Source organism: Streptomyces sp. NPDC046727, from assembly GCF_040645635.1.
GTDB lineage: Bacteria > Actinomycetota > Actinomycetes > Streptomycetales > Streptomycetaceae > Streptomyces.
In genome coordinates this window covers 108,541-129,177 of sequence record NZ_JBEYYR010000004.1, presented here as the reverse complement: position 1 = coordinate 129,177, position 20,637 = coordinate 108,541, and the positions used below count along the sequence as shown (strand labels likewise).

Genomic DNA, 20,637 nt, shown 5'->3' with positions numbered 1-20,637 from the left:
CAGTAAATGCCCTGTCGCGCGGATTAGTTCGAGGATCGCCGGGCCGACCTCCGCCCCGGACATCACTGCGGCCCGGCTCCATGCCTTCGGCGCGAGTCAGCCGGCGCACCACGCGGTGGCACAGGTGGACGACTCTCGATCCGAACGTGCGGGTCTCGACGAGTTCGAGATCCACCCGGCGCTCGCGCCGGGGAAAGAAAGAACGAGATGCCACCGCCGACCAGCACCGGGTAGACCCTCAGGGCTTCGTCTGCGTATGCGCCGTACACCCAGGCGGAGAGCCGCAGTGTTCCCTCGCGTGTGAACCCGGCTCTGGTTGCCGCCGAGAGCATCGGGGTGTCGGTGAGGGTATCGATCTGCAGGCGCTGTGGTCCGCGTACGGCGAATCCGTACTCGCACAGCGTGTGCAGGGCATCGACGCCGAGACCGCGGCCGCGGAATGCGGGGGGCAGGGCGATCCCGATGTGAGCCGTCCGGTTGTGTGTCGATGCCCCAGAGCAGGGCCTCGCCGGCCAGCTCCTGCGACTCCAGCTCTACAACGGAGAAGCACGCTGACTCGTCCGACGGGGCTGCCGGTCGCTCGTGACGAGGTCGAGGATGCTCTGGAGGCGGCGTTCGAGCTCGACGGGGAGGTCACCAGCGCGGTCAGCGGCATGGGTCGCTGCCCTCTGGACCTCGAAATCGCGGAGGGCTCAGACCCTGCTGCGGTCCTGGAGCGGCTTCGGTCAGTGCTGTCCGAGCTGGGCGTCGCGGACTGTGCGACCTTGAACGTCAGTGAGTGACCGGGCCGCGATTCGCGCTTGCCCGCCCCGGCGGATGCCCTTCTTGCTGCACGACCCGGGCGCGTTCACGGCGCTCTGCCGCCAGGACGTCCCGGTGGCCGGCCCAGCTTGGTCGGGCGGGTGGTGGCCGTCTGGGCGACGAACTCCTCGTCGTCAGGACTGAGCAGGCGGGGCCGGCCTCCGGCCCACTGTGCGACATCCGTGAGTTCTCCTGAGCCCGGACAGGTACCCGAGGCGTGCCGGCTCCGCTCAGGGCTGATCTCCGTCACCGGCCCGCGATCGGAACGGCCTCCTGGCGCACGCGCGTCCGGTAGCGCTGCGGCGACTCCCCGACAACGCGCTTGAACGCCGTGCTGAACGCGCTCTCCGAGCCGTAGCCCAGCTCGGCGGCGAGCGCCGCGACGCGGGCGTCGCCGTTCCGCAGCGCGCGCTGGGCCAACAGCATGCGCCACCGGCCCAGATAGGTGAGCGGCGGTACACCGGCGGCCTCGCGGAACCGCTCAGCGAATGTGGTCCGGGACATCGCGGCGGCGCGCGCCAACTCCTCCAGCCCCCAGGCGTGTTCGGGGCGGCCGTGGAGCAGGTCGACGGCGGGGCGCAGACGCTCGTCGACGAGCAGGCGCAACCAGCCGGAGGGCAGGAGGGTCTGGTCGACGTAACAGCGCAGCACCTCCAGCAGGAGCAGCTGGCCGTACTGCCGGATCGCGAAGGCCGAGCCGATCCGGTCGCCGGTCGCCTCGTCGAAGAGCCGCAGCAGGGCGGCGAGCAGCCGGTCCCCGTCTCCGGTGGCGGAGGACCGGATGTGGGCCACCGGTGGAAGCGACTCCAGCAGGAGCGTCCGCCCGGCCTCGTTCACGCTGACGCATCCGCCGATCACGACGTCGTCGACGGCAGGGTCCGAGCCCGCGAAGCGGGCGGTGGAGAAGTCCGACTCCGGCTGGATCTCGTGGCGCGGCGCCGCGCCGGCCTCGAAGGCCACCCACGAGCGCCCGGTGAGGATCGCCACGTCACCCGCCACGAGGTCGATCGGTTCGACGACGCCGTCGGTGGTGAGCCGGGCACGCCCGCCCACCATCGCGAAGAACTTGACCGGATCGGCCAGCGGGCCGCGGGCCCACCACCCACCGCGGGCCGCGACGCCGCCGGTCAGCACGCTGCGCACCTCGACCAGGTCGAGTGCCTCGGAGAGTCGGTCGGGATCCATGCCCGTACTCTCGCGCAAGAAATCGGGATGGACAAGGATTCATAGTCCGGCGAACGACAGACAGGCTGGTGTCAGCGACACAGCAGGACGACCTGAAGGAGACACCATGCGCTACCGCAGCCTCGGCCGGACCGGGATCAAGGTCAGCCCCTACGCCCTCGGCGCGATGATGTTCGGCGCCCTCGGCAACCCCGACCACGACGACTGCGTCCGCATCATCCATCGGGCGCTCGACCTCGGCATCAATCTCGTCGACACCGCCGATATGTACGGGCACGGCGAGTCGGAGGAGATCGTCGGCCGGGCGCTGAAGGGACGACGGGCCGACGTCGTGCTCGCGACCAAGGCCCGGAACCCGATGAGCGACGAGCCGAACCACCAGGGCGCGTCCCGGCGCTGGCTGGTGCGCGCGCTGGAGGACTCGCTGCGCCGCCTCGACACCGACTACGTGGACATCTACCAGATCCACCGCCCGGACCCCGACACGGACATCGAGGAGACCCTCGCGGCCCTCACCGATCTGCAGCGGGCCGGAAAGATCCGCGCCTTCGGCACATCGGCCCTGCCGGCCTCCGGCATCGTCCGGGCTCACTGGGTCGCCGAGCGACGCGGGCTGGCCAGGCCGCGCACCGAGCAGCCGGTCTACTCGATCCTGAACCGGGGCATCGAGCGCGAGGTGCTCCCGGTGGCGCAGGAGTTCGGCATGGGCACCCTGGTCTGGTCGCCCCTCGGCGGCGGCCTGCTGACGGGGCGGTACCGCAAGGGCCAGGAGGCCGCGACGCACCGGTCGAGGTACGGCTTCCAGCACCTCACGGACGACCGTCGGCTCGACGTGGTCGAGCAGCTCATCCCGCTGGCCGAGGAGGCCGGCCTGTCGCTCACGTATCTCGCGATGGGCTTCGTGCTCGCCCACCCGGGCGTGACGTCCGCCCTCCTCGGACCGCGAACCATGGAACACCTGGACGACCTGCTCGCGGGCGTCGATGTCACCCTCACCGACGACGTGCTGGACCGAATCGACGCGATCGTGCCGCCCGGCACCGACACCGGCACGCTCGACATGGCCTACCAGCCGCCAGCCCTCCAGCGCCCCGAACTGCGCCGCCGACCGGCCGGCGAGCGCGCGGCGGCATGACGTCGGCTCCGGCCGAAGCCCTGCCTGTGCCTGTGTCGCCCCCGCCGGAACTGCCCAGATCACGGGCTGTCCGGCGGCGAGGAAGTGGTGACAGTCGAGCCACGCTTCGGGTGACGCTTGCCAGCGTTTCACGGTGACAGTTCCGCCGCGTCTCCGTCAGGTCGAGATCAACGATCAAGATCGGTCTGCAGCCGAGCATGATCGCTGCCGATGCAGGGTCGGTCGAGGGACCGATGCGCCTGTCGGAGCAGGCTGCCGAGGCGCTGCGACAGGAGGTTCCGCCCTGTTTGCATTTCCGGCCAGACGATGCCCTGGGCGGGTGGGTGGTGTGGCGGCCGCCGAGTCGACTCCGGTGGGGCGGGGAAAGTCCGTCTCGCGATTTTCCGGAGCCGGTGAACGGCTGGCTCGCGTACTCGGCGCATGACCACTTTGAAGAGCGCCGTAGAGGCGAACGAGCGCGACGGCCGTCTGCGTGACGATGATCAGCACGCCATCGTCCACGCTTACGACGCCGAAAAGGGCGATTTCGCGTCCCACTCCCTGGAGGACACCCCGTACGTGGTGAAGACGGACCACCGTTCGTACGGATCATCCACGGTCTCTCCGGACGCCTCGCTGTAGCCCACCGCGACGCCGTAGGCGTAGAACTCGTTGCGCGCCGGCGGCGGTCGCAGCAGCACAACCTGTTCCATGAGTGCCGCCGCTCGCCAGTAGGCGTCGGGCGAACCCTCGCACAAGGCCGGGGTGTTCACCCGGTGCCGGGCGACAGCGGCGACCAGGGCGGAGTAGTCCTGTACCGCGAGGTCCTTGCCGAGGAGTTCTTCCAGGCGGCGCGGAAGGCGTCCGTGGCCGTGGACAGCTTGGCCTGGTTCTCCTCCTCGACAGCCGGTTCCGCGAGGTAGGCGCGGAGACTCATGCCGCGAGCGGTGGCGAGGGCCGCGAAGCCACTTCAAAATCGGCGCATGATCGGCAAGCAGCTCAACACTGCCGAGGCCCGCCACCGCCCGGCCCGGCGGATCTTCTTCGGACAGCGCGGCGAACTGTGCCGGCACTACCGCAAGGGGAAATGGAGGACCAGCCCTTTTTTCCGCCCCGCGCAGGCCGGCCGCCGACCGCTGCGCCAACCGTCAGCCGATGAGAACGCCAGCGAGGCGAAGCGGAGCGTTGTCCAGGGCAGAACAGTTCACGTTTCGTAGCGGTCATGGTGCGCGCGTGAGAGGGCGGCGGCGCCCTGGCAGGCGAGGGTGGCGGCATCGTCTGCGTACTGGGGGATGTCGTCGGGCCATTTCGAGGTCGGCTGGAGGATCAGCAGCGAGACGGCACCGTGCAGGCACGCGCAGATGGCCCGGGTCAGCGCCGTCACATCGCCGTGGAGCACGCCGGCGTCGGCGCATCGCTGCACCGTTTCCCGCAGGAATCGGAAGCAGGCGTCGGCGACCTGCTCGGTGGCGGCTGTCGCGGGTCCGGTCGCGACCAGGCGGTAGCGCAGGGGATGGTCGAGCCCGAACCTGATGTAGGCGACACTGCGCTGGTGGAGTTCGGCGAACGGGTCGGTGGTCTGGGCGCTGATGCTCAGCATCCGTCGGCCGAGCTCGTCCCAGACCCCGAGGCACACGGTGTGCAGGAGTTCCAGTCGGTTGTCGAAGTGCAGATATACCGAGGGGGTGCTGACCCCGACAGCCTGTGCCACCGCACGGATGGTCACGCCGTCCTCGCCGGCGTCGTCGAGCAGCGTGCCGGCTGCTTCGATGAGTTCGTCCCTCAGTCGGCCGCCGTGGCCTCGCTTGGCGCGACTGCGCCGACGGCCTTCGGGTGTGCTGGCGCGACCGTCGGCCGTGGTCTGGTCGGGTCCCTTAGTCATGGCGCCTCCGGAGGGCGACGAGTTGAGTGACGCGGACGCAGAGCCGGTCTCTGTCATCCCTGATGTCGACTTCGACGGCGACCGTTGACTTGCCGACGTGCAGCGGGCGGGAGGTCGCGAAGGCGCCGGTGCCGTGTACGGGCCGCAGGAAGTGGGTGGTGGATTCCATGGTCGCGGGGACGGTGTCGGCGGTCCCGTTCAGCGTGGCGCACACGGCGCCGGCTACATCGGCCAGCCCCATCAGTGCCCCGCCGTGCATCGCGGCGCCGACGGTGGACTGCTCGGGCGTGTAGGCGAGTTGCGCGGTGACAGCGTCGGCCTTGAGGGATCCGAAGCGTATCCCGAGCGTCCTGGCGAACGGCGCCAAGGTGTAGACGTCTTGCGCGGTGATGGTCATCGCGGCCCCTCAGGTTGTCGCCGTTAAGTTAACGGTGACATGTTATATGGACGTCACGGTTCGCGTGCACGCCTGTGGAGCGAGGCTGCAGGGCTGTGCAGTCTTCCGGTGCCGATCGGAGGCGTACTGAGAGACGCCGAGCTGTCACTCGGATAAGACAACTTCAAGTGTCTGGAGAACCATCGAACTTCATCTCGTACCGCCAGCTCGCCCCGGCCGGCAGGGTCGGGACGAGCTTGGCGAGCGCGACGTCGACGGGAAGCCCACAGCATCAGACACCGGCCGCCACGGCACCGATGCATGTGGACGGCGCTACCTGAGCAGGGGCATCACCGCCACGCCGCCGCGGCCATCGACTACGGCCCTGACCTCGCGCCCTGATATCCGGCGGCGAGCACAGACGGCGATCAGCTCCGTACAGCGGTGACGGCAACGCGATGCAGCAGGTGCAGAGGCCCGTCAGTTCCTCGACACAGCCCGCGCCGACCGGCTCCACGCACTGTACGAACTCGCCCTGCGCACCGGACTCCGCAAGGGCGAACTCCTCGGCCTCCACTGGGAAGACCTCGACCTCAACGGCGGGACCGCCACCATCCGCCGCTCCCTCCAGCGCACCCGCACTGGCGGGCTCACCCACCTGCCCACCAAGACCCGAGCATCCGAACGCCGCATCGCCCTGCCCACCGAATGCATGCACTCCCTCAAGAAGCACCAGGAACAGCAGAACAAGGAGCGCGAGACCGCTGGGTCAGCCTGCAGAAGCAGCGGCCTCGTCTTCACCACCCCGACTGGCAGACCTCTCGACCCCGCCAACCTCACCCGTCGCTTCCGTAGCTTCCTCAGCAGGGCCCGACTCCGACGCATCCGCTTCCACGATCTGCGCCACTCGACTGCGACCCTGCTCCTGGACCAGGGCGTTGACCTCGTCGTGATCAAGGAGCTATTGGGGCACGCCCACATCGGCGTCACCGCCGGCGTCTACGCCCACGTACGACTCCCTCTCCAACGCCAAGCCATCGACACTCTGGGCGATGCCCTCGGCTCCACAGGCCGCGCCGGATGCCGTCCACTGCCCGGCCTGGTCTCGGCTCCGCTCCCGCTTGCCCCGGCTCGACTTCCCCACCCGTGGCCCCCTCCCACGATGACCGATGCCAAAAGCCGTACCCGACCCCTGCACCGGCGGCACGACGGATCGAGACGCCACGTCGTGCCTCTCGCGGCCGTGTCGGCACTCCAGCGGGCGAACGGGTATCCCTGCCTGGCCCAGCGCTCACCGATCCGAACCCCCCTCCGCTCCCCGGCCGCCGCCGGCAGTTCAAGCACTCGGCCGGGCCGGTAGCTCAGACGGTTGGTCGCGAAGATCCCCGCAGGGCAGGTGGTTCTGTCAGCTGTGTGTTATGCGTGTCATCTTTCGTTCCATATGAATTTGGGTGAATACCGCGACTTTGGCTCGCAGGGCCCAAGGGTCGAACGGTTTGGTGATGTAGTCCACTCCGCCGACGAGGTAGCCCTGGTTGGCGTGGACAGGGTCGGCGCCCATCGCGGTCAGGAAGATGATGGGGACGTCCCGGTTGCGGTGGCGGCGCTTGATCTGGGCAGCCGTCTCGTAGCCGTCCATCTCGGGCATCTGCACGTCCATGATGATGACGGCGAAGTCGTCGTTGACCAGAAGGGCCTTCAGGGCCTCGCGCCCGGACGAGACGGTGACCAGCTCCTGGTCCAGGGTGCCGAGCACCGCGGTGATGGCCAGAAGGTTGTCCGGCTGGTCGTCGACGATCAGGATCTTCGGCATGACGGTGTCCGGCGCCGTCGGCAGTGCTCTGGGGCTCTCCAGCGTTTCGAGCTGCCGTTCGAGCAGCCTGCAGCGTTCTTCGGCGGCGGCCCGCTCGTCGCGCATGCTCTGCAGCTCCGCGCCCAGCCTGGTGACCTGCTGCTGGAGCAGATCACGCTCCTCGAGGAGCTGGGAGGCGTTGGGATGCGCGGCGGCGAGTTCGTCCGCGCGCCCGCGCTCGGCCTTCCAGTCCGCCTCCAGCTGCGACAGACGGACCTCCAGGTCATGGATCCGGTTGGTCCGCTCCAGCAGCGCGTCGCCCAGGACATCTCCCTGCACACTGGAGCGCCGCGAACGGCGGTCCGCGTCAGCCAGTTGCTCCTCGATCACCTCCATCGCGTGATGCTGGGAGGAGCCGCAGTCGACTGCGGCCCGGTAGAGCTCGCGGACCATCTCGACGGCATCGGGCGTGACAACCGCGCCCCGGTGCTCCCCGAGATCGGCCAGCAGCTCCTGCACGGCCTTCCACGGTGGGATCCGGTTGCCGTTCAGGTACCGGGACAGTGTGCCGGGATCCCACTGCCGGCGGGCGGCGTAGCGGCGAACGGAGATGTCCAGTCCCTCGAACAGTTCCCTGAGGGCCTGGGCAAGGGCACGCGCAGCCTCGGGCAGATCATTGCCGAGCGGCCTGAGCTCACCCATGTCCCTCTCCTTCTCCCCGCTCCGGCATGTGCCGGCAGGTACGGACCGGGTCGTGCTCGATGAGCCGGTTGAAGAACGGCACCGCCAGCGCGGCGGCGCCGAGTCCGGCGAGGGCGCTGCGGGATACATCCTCACCGGCCGCCAGGGACAGAGCCGCCGCCACACCGCCGCTCAGCACGGCGAGCAGGAAGACGAGAGCGGATCGGGCTGTTAACAAGGGTTTGTCCATGAGGCTCCCCCGTCGGGCTCCTTACTGAGGGCAAAAGGGCGTGTCATCAGCTAGAACGGCGGATTGCCGTCCCGGGACACAAATCATGGAGCGTCACGCACCTGTTGCGCACCGTCATCCTGGATGCAACACCTGGTGCACGGTGTTGCAGACCTCAGCTCCTCCACCTGGAAGAGTGTTTGGCCAGGTCAAGATGCCACACCCGGATACCGTTGCCGGTTGCGTTGCATGCAACGTGGGCGTTGCCCCGACCGCTGACGAATCTGTTCCCAGGCGATCGAGCACCGCGGTCCGGTGCCGCTGGCCGCGGCCTGCCGAATGGCCGAGGCTGCCGCCCCAGCACCACTCGAGCACGCTGCGAGCCGTCGACCACCCTTGGTGCTCAAGCCGCCTGGTCCGGTGCGAGACCCGCAGCCGTGCCCTTGTGGCCACCTGTGCGAGGGGTCTGTGCGGCAAAGTGCGAGTCTTTCCTTCCGAGTCGCTTGAGTTTGCGGCGGACGCGCTCGCCGTATGCGGCGGGCAGGCCAGCAGCCAATACGGCTTGCCGCCACGTCTCCCCTGACTCGGCCCATTCCTGCGCCACACATGTCTCGTCCGCGTGCAGTTGCTGGAGCACAGCAGCAACACGGCCGTCGCTCAGGAGTGAACGCAGAGCGACATCCTCGGCGCTCGTGCCGTCGGTGACCAGATCTCCCAGAGCCGCCCCGGTCCCGATCGGCTTGTCCAGCAACTGCAACCGATGCCCGGCCGCTTTACGCTCCCACAGCGGCTGCAGGCGACGGTGCTCTGTGAGCGTCTCTCTTTTCAGTAGCCGCAGCACCGAGTTGTCGGCCATGTGAGGCTGGCGCAAGGCCTCGGGGACCCAAGATTTGCGACCGCAACGGTCCCGGCGCAGCAGACGATCACCAGCAGGGCGGCGCCGATCCCTACGGTGGCGATGCGACACAGGTCAGTTCACGCGCGCCACCGCCCGCACCGGTGCCCCGTCCGCCCCTGGCAGGTGCAGCGGGAACAGGAACACCTCGACATCCCAGGCGTTGACCAGCCGCTCCAGCCCCGTGAGATTCTCGGCGACGACACCGCCCGTCCCGCACACCACCCTGTGGGCCGGAAGGCCGGAGCCTGTGACGGGCTCGCCGGGTTGGGGCGTGGGATCGACGCTCAGTGCGTCCACGGCCACCGTTCTGACCCCGGCCTCGACGAGGAGTTCGGCCGTTTCCGGGGTCAGCCAGGGGTGGGCGAGATAGTTGATGGTGCCCCAGTGCGCCGACCAGCCGGTGGCCAGCAGCAGGATGGTGCACGGCCGCAGCCGGAGGCGGCTGAGCGCGGGCGCCAGCAGCCCGGGCGTGATGGGGGCCCGGGCGGGCAGGCCGCGGACATCGGCGACGACGGCTGGTCCTGCGAACCGTTCCAGGGGCAGCTCGTCAAGCCGGGGCCAGGCGTCGTCGACGTGATACGGGGCGTCGACGTGCGTGCCGGACTGCGAACCCAGGTGCAATCGAAGGACATTGACACCGTCCGCCGCCGTGCTCAGGGCGGGCGAGACCATGACCTCGGGGTCGCCGGGATACACGGGCATCCCGGTGACCACGGGCACCGACAGATCGAGCCAGCTGGCCATCATCCGGCCTCGGCCGCCGCTACGGGGGCCACCTCGTCGGCTCCGGGACCGGTGATCGGCGGCACGGGAACCTCGGCAGTACGGGCCAGCCGAGCGCCCTGCGGCCCGTATGCGGCCCGCGGCTCCGGGAACAGCCGCAGCAGCGCCAGGAACAGCACGGTGGCCACGGCCAGCGACAGCGGGAGGCTGATGTCGACGCCGTTCGCGAGGTCGCCGAGGGGGCCGACGAACTGGCCGGGGATGTCGGTGAACAGGACACCGACCAGCGCGGACACCCACCAGGCGGTCATGCCGCGCCAGTTCCAGCCGTGTGCGAACCAGTAACGGCCGCCGCGCTGGCGACGGTTGAAGACCTGGAGGGCGTCGGGGTCGTACCAGCCGCGCCGGGTGTAGAAGCCCAGCATCATCACGACCATCCAGGGCGTGGTGCAGGTGATGATCATCGTGGCGAACGTGGAGATCGACTGCACGAGGTCCAGGCCGAACCGGCCGATGAAGATGAACGCGATGGACAGCACCCCGACCAGGACTGTGGCCTGGACCCGGGACAACCTGGGGAAGACGGAGGAGAAGTCCAGGCCCGTGCCGTACAGGGAGGTCGTGCCCGTCGACATGCCGCCGATCAGCGCCAGCAGGCACACCGGCAGGAAGAACCAGCTCGGGGAGATCGCGAGGAGGCCGCCGACGAAGTCCGGTGCGGCCGGGTCGACGTACTTCGGGGCCTTGGCGGCGATGATGCTCGCCGTGGCCAGGCCGAAGACGAACGGCAGCAGCGTGGCGATCTGCGACAGGAACGCCGCGCCGACCACCTTGCGGCGCGGGGTGCCGGCCGGGATGTAGCGCGACCAGTCGCCGAGGAACGCGCCGAACGACACCGGGTTGGACAGCACGATCAGGGCCGCCCCGATGAACGACGGCCAGAACATCGACCGCGTCGTCGCGTCCGCCGAGGCCGTGAAGACACCGGCGTACGACGGGTCGAAGTCACCGGCGAAGGCGATCGCGCCGAGCAGGAACAGCACGGTCGCCGAGGTCACCGCGATCTTGTTGACGAACAGCATGAACCGGAAGCCGTAGACGCACACGGCGAGAACGAGCCCGGCGAACAGGGCGTAGGCGACGACGTATGACGGTGTGCTGCGCTCCAGGCCGAACAGCCGGTGCGCGCCGCCGACCAGGGCGTCACCGGAGCTCCAGACCGAGATGGAGAAGAACGCGATCGCGGTCAGGAGCGACAGGAACGAGCCGACCACGCGGCCGTGCACGCCCAGGTGCGCGGAGGACGAGACCGCGTTGTTGGTGCCGTTGACCGGGCCGAACACCGCCATCGGACAGAGGATCAGGGCGCCCGCGACGACGCCGAGGAGGGTGGCCGCGAGTCCCTGCCAGAAGGAGAGCCCGAACAGGATCGGGAACGCGCCGAGGACGCAGGTGGAGAAGGTGTTGGCGCCGCCGAAGGCGACCCGGAACAGGTCGAGCGGGGTCGCGGTGCGGTCCGCGTCGGGGATGCGCTCGACGCCGTAGGGCTCAACCTCGGTGAGGGACGGGGACGGGGACGGGGGCGGCGCGGTGGGGGCGTGGTCGGGCTGCGAGGACAAGGGGGCTCCAACGGGGGATCGGCGGTGAAGCGCGTGGTGGCGCGGTGGGATGAACGGCCGCGGGGATCACCGGGTTGGGCGACGGAGCGGATGCCGTGCTCGGGGGTCTGCCGACGGTACGGCGGGGTGTCGGATCCGCGCCAGAGGACGGATCATCCATGTCCCGCGGCGTGAGTGGATGATTCGGCCACCTCCTTCGCTCGTTTCCGAGGGGTGGGCTCAGTCCTCGTCCGGCGCCGCGTCCACCGGTCCGGCGTCCGGGCCCTCAATGCGGACGCGCTGGACTGTTCGAGGGAGTCCCGCAGTTCCGTGAGCCAGTCGTAGGTGTGGCGCCGCACCAGGCGCACGCACCAGGTGAGGGCGCCGCTGCGGCTGCGGGCCACAGCGCCGGCGATCAGCGTGTCGAGCACCTGGCGCTCGGCCTGCCGCAACCGGGCCATCACGGCCGCTGCCACGTGGGTGAACAGCGCGCGCTGTCCGGCGCACCCGCGCCCCAGGAGACCTTCCTGCGCAAGCACACCAGGTCGGGAGTCTTCACGGCGAGCGTGGAAGGGGCAGTTGCGCATCCGGAGCCGTACTTGATCAGCTCCTGGATGACGCTCCGCTCGGCTCGCGTGACACCGGGTTCGCCCACCTCCCCGCGGAACCGCCGCAACGGGACCGCCCCCGGCACCGAGGCCGCGAGCGAGTAGGTGAGACGGGGCGCCGCCCGGCGGTCGGGGTGGCGCGTCCGGCCGATGGTGCCGCCGGGCACTTCCAGGCCGGGTGGACATCACTGCTGATCGCGGGTTCTCCTGGCGGCACACCCCGCCCGATTCGCTCACTGGGGGGACGCCATGTACGACACGCTCCGGGTCGCCGCGCATCCGACCGGGCCCGGCAGTTGCCGGGTGACCGTGGCCGGGGACCTCGACGTGGTCACCGCTCCGGTCACCCGCTCCAGCCTCGGCGGCCACCTGCTGTTCGGACTGCTCCTCGCCGACCGCCACCTGATCCGCCTCGCCCGCGGCCGCATCACCGTCCTGGACCCGGACCGCCTGCACGACCAGGCCGGATAGTTCTCTCGCGCACGAGCGGCACCCGACTGCCCCCTCCCGGCCGACCTGCATGCGCTCGTACGGTGGCCGACCACTCAAGATGCAGCAACCCGAGCCCGGGCGTGGAGCAGGAGAAGCGGGTCACTTCTTGCCGGACTTGCCTCTGACGGCGAGGACGATGAGTCGTGAGCGCCCGCCGGCGTGTGTGATGTCAGGTTGGTCAGGAGTTCGCGCCCGTCAGGGCGAGGAATTCACTGCGGGAGCGGCCGTCGGTTCGCAACAGGCCGGGCAGCGTGGAGGTCAGGGTGCTGGAGCCGGTGGCCTGTACGCCTCGCAGGGTCATGCAGGTGTGCTCCGCCTCGATGACCACGCCGACGCCCTTGGGTTCGAGGTGGGTCTGCAGCCAGTCGGCGACCTGCTCGGTCAGACGCTCCTGGACCTGGGGGTGGCAGGCGAAGTGCTCGACGATCCGGGCCAGTTTCGACAGGCCGACGATCCGGGCGCCGGTCAGGTAGCCGACGTGGGCGACGCCGACGAACGGCAGCATGTGGTGCTCCCAGACGGTCCGGACCCTGCGCCGGGTCCTGGCCAACACCCCGCTGACTTGAGCCCAGCCATGAGTCGCACCCCTCCGCCGCAGCCGCGTCCGTGTCGTGCCCGACCGGGCGACTGAAGGCCGACGCCCGGTGGCTGCCACCGACCGGGCGAGGCCTCCCGGAGAGGTCGAAGGCGGCGGGATGCACGTCGGTGGCCAGGAGCAGCAGTCGCAGCGGCTGTGGCTGCAGTCCCGACTGAAGGGCGTGTGCTTGAGGTCCCACAGCAGGTCGGTCACATGCGGGCGGTATCGCGTTCAGGACCGCAAGCAGGTGGGCCAGGCTGTCGACGCACCACACCGGTGACCGTGCCCTCATGCAGCACGCCGTCTAGTGCGGCGATCGCAGTGCGACCGACGCCTTCTGGATGGCGACGTCCGACCAAGCCGCCCCCGCGTTACTGGAACAGGGGCTTCTCACCCGCCACGACATCGAGAACATGCGGGCGCTCCACCGCACCCCCTCCTTCACCGACACCGGCATCACTCTGATCTCGGTCAGTGGCCGCAAGGCCGCGCACGGCCGGGTCGCTCGGTGACCCGTGAGCTGAGCAGCACCACCCCGCTCGAACCGACCACAAGTGGCCCGATGCGTCGTGCCGTGCCCCCGGTACGGACGCGTCCGGGAAACGATCGGCGAGTTCTGCCGCGGCGCCCTGGCGTCGACCGGCAGCCGAGCACGACAGCCTTCGTCAGACAGGTGGGTGCCCGTTGTCGAGTGCGTCGGCCGTGCGGCCACCAGGCCGGGGGAGGCGAAGGGCTGCCCGCGCCTTCTCCCGTCGCAACGCATGGGCAATCGCGCGTGCCTCGATGCCCGCTTGGCGAAGGACGCCCGTGAGGGGGTTGGTGTATCCGGTGAAGTACAGGCGCGGGGCCGTAGGGTGGCTCTGCCCGCCTACGGCGAGGGGCTGCCCGGCGTCGTCGAGTACGCCCAGGGTCCCGACCAGGTCGTGCAGGGCGGACCGGAACCCCGTGGCGGCGATGACCGTGTCGGGTCGCAGCCGGGTGCCGTCGGCCAGTACCACGTCCGGGCCGTCGAACGCCTGGACGGCCGCGACCGGCTCGACCCGGCCGGACAGGACGGCGTCCACGAAGCCGTGGTCGAGCACCGGGTTGACCCCTTCTCGGACATTGCGGGTGTACAGACCGGTGCGGGGCCGGGGCAGTCCCCGTGAGGTCAGGTCGGGCACGGCGAGACGTTGCGTGAGCAGGGAGGTGCGGTCACGCCACGCCAGTGGGAGGACCTCCGTCAGCCGGCCGACCGCATGCCATCGTGCGCTGGAGCGGGGCAGGATGTTGGGTGGGGTGCGAACTGAGATCCGTACCCGTTCGGCTCCGGCCCCGGCCAGGACGCTCGCGATCTCGGTACCGCTGTTGCCGGCGCCGACCACCAGCACGTCCCGCCCCCGGTAGGGGGCCGGAGAGCGGTAGTGGGCCGAGTGCAGCAGGGTGCCGGTGAACGTCGAACGCCCTGGCCAGCGCGGAGTGTCGGGAGTGTGGCAGCGGCCGGTGGCAACCACGACCGCACCAGCGGGTACCGGACCGTCGGCAGTGTGCACCAGCCATCGTGCTTTCGAACCCGGCTCGGCCCGTTCGATGCGCTGCACCTCGGTGTTCACCCGGACGTCGAGTCGGTGATGGGCGACGTAGTGCTCCAGGTAGCGCACATAGTCGTCCCGGCTCACCCAAGGACTCGCCTGACGCGGAACCGGCAGGCCGGGGAGTTTCGACGTGCCGGGAGTGGTGTGCAAACGCAGGTGGTCATAGCGCTGCGCCCAGCTCGCTCCCACGTGGTCCGACCGTTCCAGGATCACGGTCGGCTCGCCGGAGCGGTTCAGCAGTGCGGCGGCCGCCAAGCCGTGCGGGCCGGCTCCGATCACGATCGTGGGAGCACTGAAGTCTCGCTGTGGTGTGGGGGGCATCGCCTCCTACAACGGCAGACCACGCCCTACGTCACGCCCAACTCCCAGATCTGATACAGGAGGTGTCTGCCGTTACACCGGCGGCGCGGACTCGTTGGTCACCGGGCAGCAGACGTTGCGCGAGGGCTCGGTCGTCCCGAGAGCCGGCCCGCAAGGGGCTGAGGCGGCGCCGCCCTTACCCGCAGGTCCCTACCGGGTCATGAGCCGCGCAGGCCAGCAAAGCATGAGCCTGCGCGGCCCCGGCCTCCACGGGGGCTCCCTCCGGAACGGCTCGCTCCACCTGTCCGATTCCTTCGAGGGGTTCATGTGCGAGCAGTAACGACGCGCCCCCGGCCACGGCTGCGGATCAGCGGAGTCTGCAAGGCGTACGGCGGCCGGCAGATCCTGCGCGAGGTGGACCTTGACGTGTCTGCCGGGACGCTGGTGGGAATCGTCGGCGAGAACGGTGCGGGCAAGAGCACTCTGCTGCAGATCGCCGTAGGCCACCTCGCACCCGACCGCGGCACGGTGACACGGACCGGAGCAGTGGGGTACTGCCCGCAACGAGCCGTACTCAACGACGCGTTCACCGTCGAACAGCATCTGCGGTTGTTCCAGAGGGCCTACCGGCTGCCGACACTGGAACGGGCCGGCGAGCTGATGGAGCTGCTGGCGATGACCACCTGCCGACGACAACAGGTCGGCGAACTCAGTGGTGGAACGCGGCAGAAGCTGAACCTGCTGATCGCTCTCATGCACGATCCACAACTGCTGGTCCTGGACGAGCCCTACCAGGGCTTCGACTGGGACACTCACCAGCGGTTCTGGGCCCTGGCCGCCGCCCTGCGCGATCAGGGCCGGTCGATCATCGTGGTCTCTCACCTGCTGCACGACGCACACCACTTCGACGCAATCGCGCATCTGCGCCAGGGCCGTCTGCACTTCGGGGAGACCGAGTGTTGAAACTCACCTGCACGGCCTTCACCGAGCTCCTGCGCTGCACTCTGCTGGGCCACCTGCGCAACCGGCTGGCCCTGGTTCTGGCAGTCGCGTTCATTCCCGTCTGGATCGCCGTGGCACGCCTGTGCACATCCGACCAAGTGGTGCGCATCCGGCTGGACGCCATCAGCGTCCCCGTCTCTGCTCCGGCCAGCCAGCTGGGCCAGGTGGCCAGCGCGCTGGGCGCCGTCACCATGGTCGCCGGCTTCATCACTTTCACGGAGACCTTCCAGTCCCGTCAGATGGATCGCCGTCTGCTGCTGGCCGGCTACCCCCGGCTGCCGATGCTGCTGGCCAAACTCACTGCCATCGCCCTCACCGCCGTCGCGCTGGCCCTTTACACCACGATCCTGCTGTGGGCTTCCCTGCCCGTACGCCACGCAGGCCCCCTGGGGCTGGCCCTCGCGGGCGCCGGCCTCGCCTACGGCGGCATCGGGCTTTTCCTCGGCTCTCTGGTCCGCGGCGAGCTGGAGGGCTTCTTCCTGATCATCATGCTCAGCCTGGTCGACACCGGTCTGCAGAACCCCGTCTTCAATACACTCATGGATGTGGCAGGCGTTTCCGCGCTTCCTCTGTACGGCGTGAACCAGCTGGCGCTGAGTTCAGCCCTCACCCCCCAGACTCCCTGGTCCCACGGCCTGCTCTCCCTCGCCTGGTCCGCAGCGACCGGGGCCCTGGCGCTGCTCGTCCTCCACCACCACCGCCCTTCCCGCTCCCCGTGGTCCCGCAGGACGAGAGCCAACGCGGAGTAATCACGACCAAGACGGACACCTCCGAGTCCCGGCGCCGCTGATGACGGCGGCTGTCGCGCTACCCCATATCCCGAGGCCGGACGTCTTTGTCAGCAGGCGTTCAGTAGGTGGGGCCGTAAGGGCTCCAGTGCCCGAGGAAGGGCTTCAGGTCGTCGGCCCGTGGCTCGGGAATGTCGGGCAGCCGGGGTGGTGTGTTCAGTGGGTCGAGGCGCTCCACGGTGGCTGCTGCCCAGCACGGCGGCCTGGCCGACGCCTACGAGTTCTACGACTCGCCGTCGGAGGCCACCAGCGAGGCACCAGCCCTCGACGGCCTGGCGCACTGGCCAGGCTCGGCAGGCTGATTGCCTGGGCTTGCCCGGCGGACCATTGCCTGCGACAGGTGAGCCCGGGCAGTGATCCACCGGACGAGCCCGGGAAGGAGCGTCAGGCCATGGAGAACTTCGCGACGTACTCGTCGAAGGGCTCGGTGCCGACTTCCGCACGGAGTTCGTCCATGCGCTCGGGTTCTTCACAGGGCCATGAAACCGGCGCCCCGTCCTTCACGCCGGCGATCTGAGTTCCGTAGACCTGCTTGCGTCCGTGCGCGCAAGCTGCCGCAGCATGTCCTCATGATGCGACAGGCGTCGATACCTGTGACCGTACGGTTCGAAGCGGATCGGCCCGCACGCGAGGCCGTTCAACAGCGGCCTGCTCCTCACCGTCAGGCGGCTGACCAGGGAAGATGGAGAACTAGAACAGGAGTATCTAGGGTCAGCACGTGGCTTTCATCGTGGTGTGCGAAGACGACGCGGCGGTCCGCGGCGTCCTCAAGCGCGCCCTGGAGCACGACGGGCACACCGTCTCGGTCGCCGCCACGGCCGACAGCCTGCTGCGGCAGCTCGCACCGGCGCCCCATCTGGTCGTCCTGGATCTCGGGCTCCCGGACGCCGACGGCCGCGACGTGTGCCTGGCCCTGCGGGCTCGTGGCGTCGACGCCCCGGTGTTGATGCTCACCGCCTTGGACGGCCTGCAGCACAAGGTGGGTGGCTTCGAGGCCGGCGCCGACGACTACATGACCAAACCCTTCGACATCCCGGAACTGCTGGTTCGCGTCCGTGCGTTGTTGCGCCGGGCCACCGTGGCGCCCGCACCGCGCGAGGTCGTCCTCGATCCGGCGAAGCACGTGGTGACCTACGATTCGGTGAGCATGAGCCTGACCCCGACGGAGTTCCGGCTACTGGGCCGTTTGATCGCCTCGCAGGGCGACGCGGTACGCCGCCACGCCCTCGTCGCTGCCGGCTGGCCGCACGGGGCGCAGGTCAGCGACAACACCCTCGACTCCTATGTGCGCCGGCTGCGGGCGAAGCTCGGTTCGCTGGGTGTGGCCGAGCGTCTGGCGACCGTCCGCGGCGTGGGCTACCGATGGCAGTGACGGGATTCCGTAAGCGGGTCGTCGCACTCACCGTGCTGATCGCCACCGCCGTGGTCGCGATCCTGGTCGTGGTCTCGCACGTACTGTTGAGCCGGGTGACGGACGCCGACGCGCACGACCTGGCACGTACTCGCGCCGAGGCCCTCGCGGCGAACGTCACCGCCAAAGACGGCCGTGTCGTACTCACGGAAAGCAGCAGCGAGGCGCTCGACGAGGTCGCCTGGGTGTATGCCGACGGCCGCCTGATCGACGGACACGTCCCGCCGAGCCTGGTCGATCGCGTCGAGGAGCTAGCGGACTCCGGGCGACCGCAGACCGCGACGGTCGACGATTACCTCCTGTACGCGCGGCACATCCCGATCCACGGCCACCACGCCATGGTGATCGTCCGGGTGGACCTCACGCCCTACGAGACGTCCGAGCAGCGCAGCCTGACCTTGTCCCTGATACTGGGCGGCCTCACGATCCTCCTCGCCGGCGGTGTCGCACACCTCGTGGTGCGCCGCGCGCTGCGGGTCGTCCACGAGATGGCCGCCCTCGCCGACGACTGGGGCCAGCACGAACCCGGCCGCCGCTTCAACCTCGGCGTCCCCCGCGACGAGTTCGGGGAACTGGGGCGGACCCTGGACCACCTCCTGGAGCGCGTCGACAACGCGCTGGCGGACGAGCGCCGGCTCACCGACGAGATCGCCCACGAGTTGCGGACACCGCTCACGGTCCTGCGGGCCGAGGCGCAGCTGGCGCAGCTTTCCGGGGAGCCGGTGCCGACGGAGGCGGTGCTGAGCGAGGCCGACCGCCTCGATACGGCGATCACGACGCTTCTGCGCGCCGCGCGCGCACGGACGGACAAGGGGACCTGGTGCGACCTGCGCTCCGCCGCACGACAGGCGATCGCCGGCCGTGCGGTCGAGGTCGCCTTCCCCGCGAAGGTCGAGGTCGCCGTGGCGGCCGACGTCGCCGTGTCGCTGCTGGCACCCCTGCTGGACAACGGCCTGCGGCATGCGCAGTCCCGGGTGTGGATCACCGCGCGCAATGAGGGCGAGGCCATCGTGGTCGATGTCCTGGACGACGGCCCCGGATTCGATCCCGCGGACGTCGACCGCGTCTTCGAAGCGGGGGTGACCGGCGGCGGCGGGTACGGGCTGGGGCTGCCGGTGGTCCGGCGCATCGCCGCCTCGGCCGGTGTGGAGGTCCGCGCGATCGCGGACGGCCGCGGTCACGTCAAGGTGACACTCCCGGCCGCCCGTGCAACCGCGTAGTCAGGTTATGTGCAGATTCCCCGCGTAAACCTCCCCGCATGACAACGACAACGGAAGCACGCACGCGCAGCGGGCGTCTCATGCTCAACAAGGTTCCCGAGGTCACCGTCTGGTTCTGGGTGATCAAGGTCCTGTGCACGACCGTCGGTGAGAGCTTTGCCGACTGGATCAACATGAAGCTGGGCGTCGGCCTGGTGAACACGGCCTGGATCTTCACCGGGGTGTTCGTGGTGGTCCTGGCCGTCCAGCTGCGGCTGAAGCGGTACGTCCCGTTCCCCTACTGGCTGACCGTGGTCGTTGTCAGCGTCACCGGCACCCTGTACACCGACATCCTGACCGACCAGCTCAATGTGCCGCTGTGGATCAGTTCCGCGGTCTTCTCGGTGCTGCTCGCGGTGGTCTTCGGCGTGTGGTGGCTGCGAGAGCGCACGCTGTCGATCCACTCGGTCACGACGCTGCCGCGGGAGTCGTTCTACTGGCTCGCCGTTCTCGTCACCTTCGCGCTCGGCACCGCGACCGGCGACTGGACTCTGGAGCTGACCGGCTGGAGCCCGGGAGTCTCGGTCCTGCTGCCGCTCGGCCTCATCGCGGCGATCACGTTGTTGTGGAAGTTCGGCGCGAACCCGGTGCTGTCCTTCTGGCTCGCCTACATCCTGACCCGCCCGCTGGGCGCGAACATCGGTGACTGGCTCGCCTCCCCCAAGGTCGCCGAAAACCCCGGCGACCCCACCGGTCTCGCCCTGGGCACGTTCACCACCAGCCTGATCTTCCTGGGCCTGATCCTGGCGACTGTGGTCTACCTGACGGTGACGCGCTCGGATGTGACCGAGACCCACGAGGCTGCCCACGCCGCACACACCACCGGCGACCCGCGCAAGGAGCGTGTCGCGCTGGCCGGCTTCGGACTGCTCGCCGTCGCCACCGCCGGCTTGCTGGTGTGGGCCCACGGCCAGCCGCACGTCGGCCCGGCGCCGGAGGAGGACAACACCTCCGCCGTCCAGATGGCTCCCGGACAGGCGGTGAAGAAGTTCCCGCCCGCCAAGGTCGCCGCACTGAAGACCCTCGCCTCCACCTCGCTCAAGGACGCACGCTCGGGCAACGCGGCCGGAGCCCATGCGGCAGCCCAGAAGCTGCGTGACCTGTGGGACGCCGACCAGGCATCGCTGCAGCCGCTGGACCAGACCGGCTGGACCTCTATCGACGCTCAGATGGACAAGATGCTCAAGACGTTCGGCATCGACCACTCGAACCCGCCGATGTCGCCTGCGCAGCAGGAGAAGGAACTGAACACCCTCCTGACGGACATGGGCTGACAGACCGCACAGCGCCCGGCCGGCCCACTCGGCCGACGGGCTCAGTGTGCCGAGGCAGCGCAGAGAACCGCGC

Annotated in this window: 21 protein-coding genes and 6 pseudogenes; 12 read left to right on the top strand and 15 right to left on the bottom strand. The window is 69.5% G+C overall.

The genetic code is table 11. The annotated features are described in order from the left end of the window. Nucleotides 1–103 precede the first annotated feature (103 nt). From ABZ937_RS06545 to ABZ937_RS06535, 3 genes and pseudogenes are all read right to left on the bottom strand, one after another. Nucleotides 104–452, bottom strand: a pseudogene (locus ABZ937_RS06545) (GNAT family protein); the annotation flags it as partial. A 425-nt stretch (nucleotides 453–877) separates the two neighbouring features. After that, a pseudogene (locus ABZ937_RS06540) lies at nucleotides 878–973 on the bottom strand (IS630 family transposase); the annotation flags it as partial. A gap of 74 nt (nucleotides 974–1,047) precedes the next feature. After that, a complete protein-coding gene (locus ABZ937_RS06535; RefSeq protein WP_361686423.1) occupies nucleotides 1,048–1,986 on the bottom strand; it encodes an AraC family transcriptional regulator in 939 nt (312 codons plus the stop codon). Nucleotides 1,987–2,092: 106 nt separating this feature from the next. Here ABZ937_RS06535 and ABZ937_RS06530 point away from each other — a divergent pair, with 106 nt between their 5' ends. Further along, a complete protein-coding gene (locus ABZ937_RS06530; protein WP_361686420.1) occupies nucleotides 2,093–3,121 on the top strand; it encodes an aldo/keto reductase in 1,029 nt (342 codons plus the stop codon). 420 nt (nucleotides 3,122–3,541) lie between these two features. Next, a complete protein-coding gene (locus ABZ937_RS06525; RefSeq protein ID WP_361686417.1) occupies nucleotides 3,542–3,742 on the top strand; it encodes a hypothetical protein in 201 nt (66 codons plus the stop codon). Nucleotides 3,743–3,869: 127 nt separating this feature from the next. Here the strand turns inward: ABZ937_RS06525 and ABZ937_RS06520 are convergent, their stop codons facing one another. Beyond that, a complete protein-coding gene (locus tag ABZ937_RS06520; RefSeq protein ID WP_361686414.1) occupies nucleotides 3,870–4,037 on the bottom strand; it encodes a hypothetical protein in 168 nt (55 codons plus the stop codon). 46 nt (nucleotides 4,038–4,083) lie between these two features. On the opposite strand from ABZ937_RS06520, the gene ABZ937_RS06515 reads away from it, so the two are divergent. Beyond that, nucleotides 4,084–4,317, top strand: coding sequence for a hypothetical protein (locus ABZ937_RS06515; RefSeq protein WP_361686411.1), 234 nt, complete (start codon nucleotides 4,084–4,086; stop codon nucleotides 4,315–4,317). Here ABZ937_RS06515 and ABZ937_RS06510 read toward each other — a convergent pair. Then, complete coding sequence (locus tag ABZ937_RS06510) at nucleotides 4,305–4,982, bottom strand: TetR/AcrR family transcriptional regulator (RefSeq protein WP_361686408.1); 678 nt, start codon at nucleotides 4,980–4,982, stop codon at nucleotides 4,305–4,307. The genes ABZ937_RS06515 and ABZ937_RS06510 overlap by 13 nt on opposite strands. Next, a complete protein-coding gene (locus ABZ937_RS06505) occupies nucleotides 4,975–5,379 on the bottom strand; it encodes a PaaI family thioesterase (protein ID WP_361686406.1) in 405 nt (134 codons plus the stop codon). The genes ABZ937_RS06510 and ABZ937_RS06505 overlap by 8 nt, the downstream gene beginning before the upstream one ends. Before the next feature lie 448 nt (nucleotides 5,380–5,827). Here ABZ937_RS06505 and ABZ937_RS06500 point away from each other — a divergent pair. Then, nucleotides 5,828–6,418: pseudogene (locus ABZ937_RS06500) on the top strand (site-specific integrase); the annotation flags it as partial. A gap of 345 nt (nucleotides 6,419–6,763) precedes the next feature. On the opposite strand, the gene ABZ937_RS06495 reads toward ABZ937_RS06500, so the two are convergent. The 6 genes and pseudogenes from ABZ937_RS06495 to ABZ937_RS06470 all read right to left on the bottom strand — a co-directional run. Beyond that, nucleotides 6,764–7,852: a response regulator gene (locus ABZ937_RS06495; protein WP_361686403.1), complete on the bottom strand. Its 1,089-nt coding sequence runs from the start codon at nucleotides 7,850–7,852 to the stop codon at nucleotides 6,764–6,766. After that, nucleotides 7,845–8,069 (bottom strand): hypothetical protein, encoded by a 225-nt coding sequence (locus ABZ937_RS06490; RefSeq protein WP_361686400.1) that lies wholly within the window; start codon nucleotides 8,067–8,069, stop codon nucleotides 7,845–7,847. Before ABZ937_RS06490 ends, ABZ937_RS06495 begins: the two co-directional genes overlap by 8 nt. 394 nt (nucleotides 8,070–8,463) lie before the next feature. Then, complete coding sequence (locus tag ABZ937_RS06485; protein WP_361686398.1) at nucleotides 8,464–8,916, bottom strand: hypothetical protein; 453 nt, start codon at nucleotides 8,914–8,916, stop codon at nucleotides 8,464–8,466. Between the two features lie 114 nt (nucleotides 8,917–9,030). After that, the gene (locus tag ABZ937_RS06480; protein ID WP_361687033.1) at nucleotides 9,031–9,702 is read right to left on the bottom strand and encodes a cyclase family protein; all 672 of its coding nucleotides are present in this window, start codon (nucleotides 9,700–9,702) and stop codon (nucleotides 9,031–9,033) included. Further along, a complete protein-coding gene (locus ABZ937_RS06475; RefSeq protein WP_361686395.1) occupies nucleotides 9,702–11,300 on the bottom strand; it encodes a cytosine permease in 1,599 nt (532 codons plus the stop codon). The genes ABZ937_RS06480 and ABZ937_RS06475 overlap by 1 nt, the downstream gene beginning before the upstream one ends. A gap of 219 nt (nucleotides 11,301–11,519) precedes the next feature. Continuing rightward, nucleotides 11,520–11,785 (bottom strand): annotated as a pseudogene (locus ABZ937_RS06470) (hypothetical protein); the annotation flags it as partial. A 351-nt stretch (nucleotides 11,786–12,136) separates the two neighbouring features. On the opposite strand from ABZ937_RS06470, the gene ABZ937_RS06465 reads away from it, so the two are divergent. Continuing rightward, nucleotides 12,137–12,358, top strand: coding sequence for a hypothetical protein (locus ABZ937_RS06465; protein ID WP_361686392.1), 222 nt, complete (start codon nucleotides 12,137–12,139; stop codon nucleotides 12,356–12,358). Nucleotides 12,359–12,557: 199 nt separating this feature from the next. Here the strand turns inward: ABZ937_RS06465 and ABZ937_RS06460 are convergent. After that, nucleotides 12,558–12,953, bottom strand: a pseudogene (locus ABZ937_RS06460) (GTP cyclohydrolase I); the annotation flags it as partial. Between the two features lie 344 nt (nucleotides 12,954–13,297). Between ABZ937_RS06460 and ABZ937_RS06455 the strand changes: the two are divergent. Beyond that, nucleotides 13,298–13,468, top strand: coding sequence for a hypothetical protein (locus ABZ937_RS06455; protein ID WP_361686389.1), 171 nt, complete (start codon nucleotides 13,298–13,300; stop codon nucleotides 13,466–13,468). A 153-nt stretch (nucleotides 13,469–13,621) separates the two neighbouring features. Here ABZ937_RS06455 and ABZ937_RS06450 read toward each other — a convergent pair whose 3' ends face one another. After that, on the bottom strand, nucleotides 13,622–14,851 hold the full coding sequence (locus ABZ937_RS06450; protein WP_361686386.1) for an NAD(P)/FAD-dependent oxidoreductase: 1,230 nt from the start codon (nucleotides 14,849–14,851) through the stop codon (nucleotides 13,622–13,624). A gap of 306 nt (nucleotides 14,852–15,157) precedes the next feature. On the opposite strand from ABZ937_RS06450, the gene ABZ937_RS06445 reads away from it, so the two are divergent. From ABZ937_RS06445 to ABZ937_RS06435, 3 genes are all read left to right on the top strand, one after another. Beyond that, complete coding sequence (locus ABZ937_RS06445; protein WP_361686383.1) at nucleotides 15,158–15,793, top strand: ABC transporter ATP-binding protein; 636 nt, start codon at nucleotides 15,158–15,160, stop codon at nucleotides 15,791–15,793. Further along, nucleotides 15,787–16,581, top strand: coding sequence for a hypothetical protein (locus ABZ937_RS06440; protein WP_361686380.1), 795 nt, complete (start codon nucleotides 15,787–15,789; stop codon nucleotides 16,579–16,581). The genes ABZ937_RS06445 and ABZ937_RS06440 overlap by 7 nt, the downstream gene beginning before the upstream one ends. Before the next feature lie 218 nt (nucleotides 16,582–16,799). Further along, nucleotides 16,800–16,922 carry a hypothetical protein gene (locus ABZ937_RS06435; RefSeq protein ID WP_361686377.1) on the top strand — a complete coding sequence of 41 codons (123 nt, stop codon included), beginning with the start codon at nucleotides 16,800–16,802 and terminating at the stop codon, nucleotides 16,920–16,922. Nucleotides 16,923–17,004: 82 nt separating this feature from the next. Here ABZ937_RS06435 and ABZ937_RS06430 read toward each other — a convergent pair. Continuing rightward, a pseudogene (locus tag ABZ937_RS06430) lies at nucleotides 17,005–17,160 on the bottom strand (DUF6624 domain-containing protein); the annotation flags it as partial. Between the two features lie 178 nt (nucleotides 17,161–17,338). Between ABZ937_RS06430 and ABZ937_RS06425 the strand changes: the two are divergent. Genes ABZ937_RS06425 through ABZ937_RS06415 form a run of 3 tightly spaced genes read left to right on the top strand, consistent with a single transcriptional unit; the run spans nucleotide 17,339 to nucleotide 20,564 of the window. Beyond that, entirely contained in the window at nucleotides 17,339–17,992 is a 654-nt protein-coding gene (locus ABZ937_RS06425; RefSeq protein WP_361686374.1) for a response regulator transcription factor, read from the top strand. Further along, nucleotides 17,983–19,251: a HAMP domain-containing sensor histidine kinase gene (locus tag ABZ937_RS06420; protein ID WP_361686371.1), complete on the top strand. Its 1,269-nt coding sequence runs from the start codon at nucleotides 17,983–17,985 to the stop codon at nucleotides 19,249–19,251. Before ABZ937_RS06425 ends, ABZ937_RS06420 begins: the two co-directional genes overlap by 10 nt. A 38-nt stretch (nucleotides 19,252–19,289) precedes the next feature. Then, nucleotides 19,290–20,564: a hypothetical protein gene (locus ABZ937_RS06415; protein WP_361686368.1), complete on the top strand. Its 1,275-nt coding sequence runs from the start codon at nucleotides 19,290–19,292 to the stop codon at nucleotides 20,562–20,564. Nucleotides 20,565–20,637 lie beyond the last annotated feature (73 nt).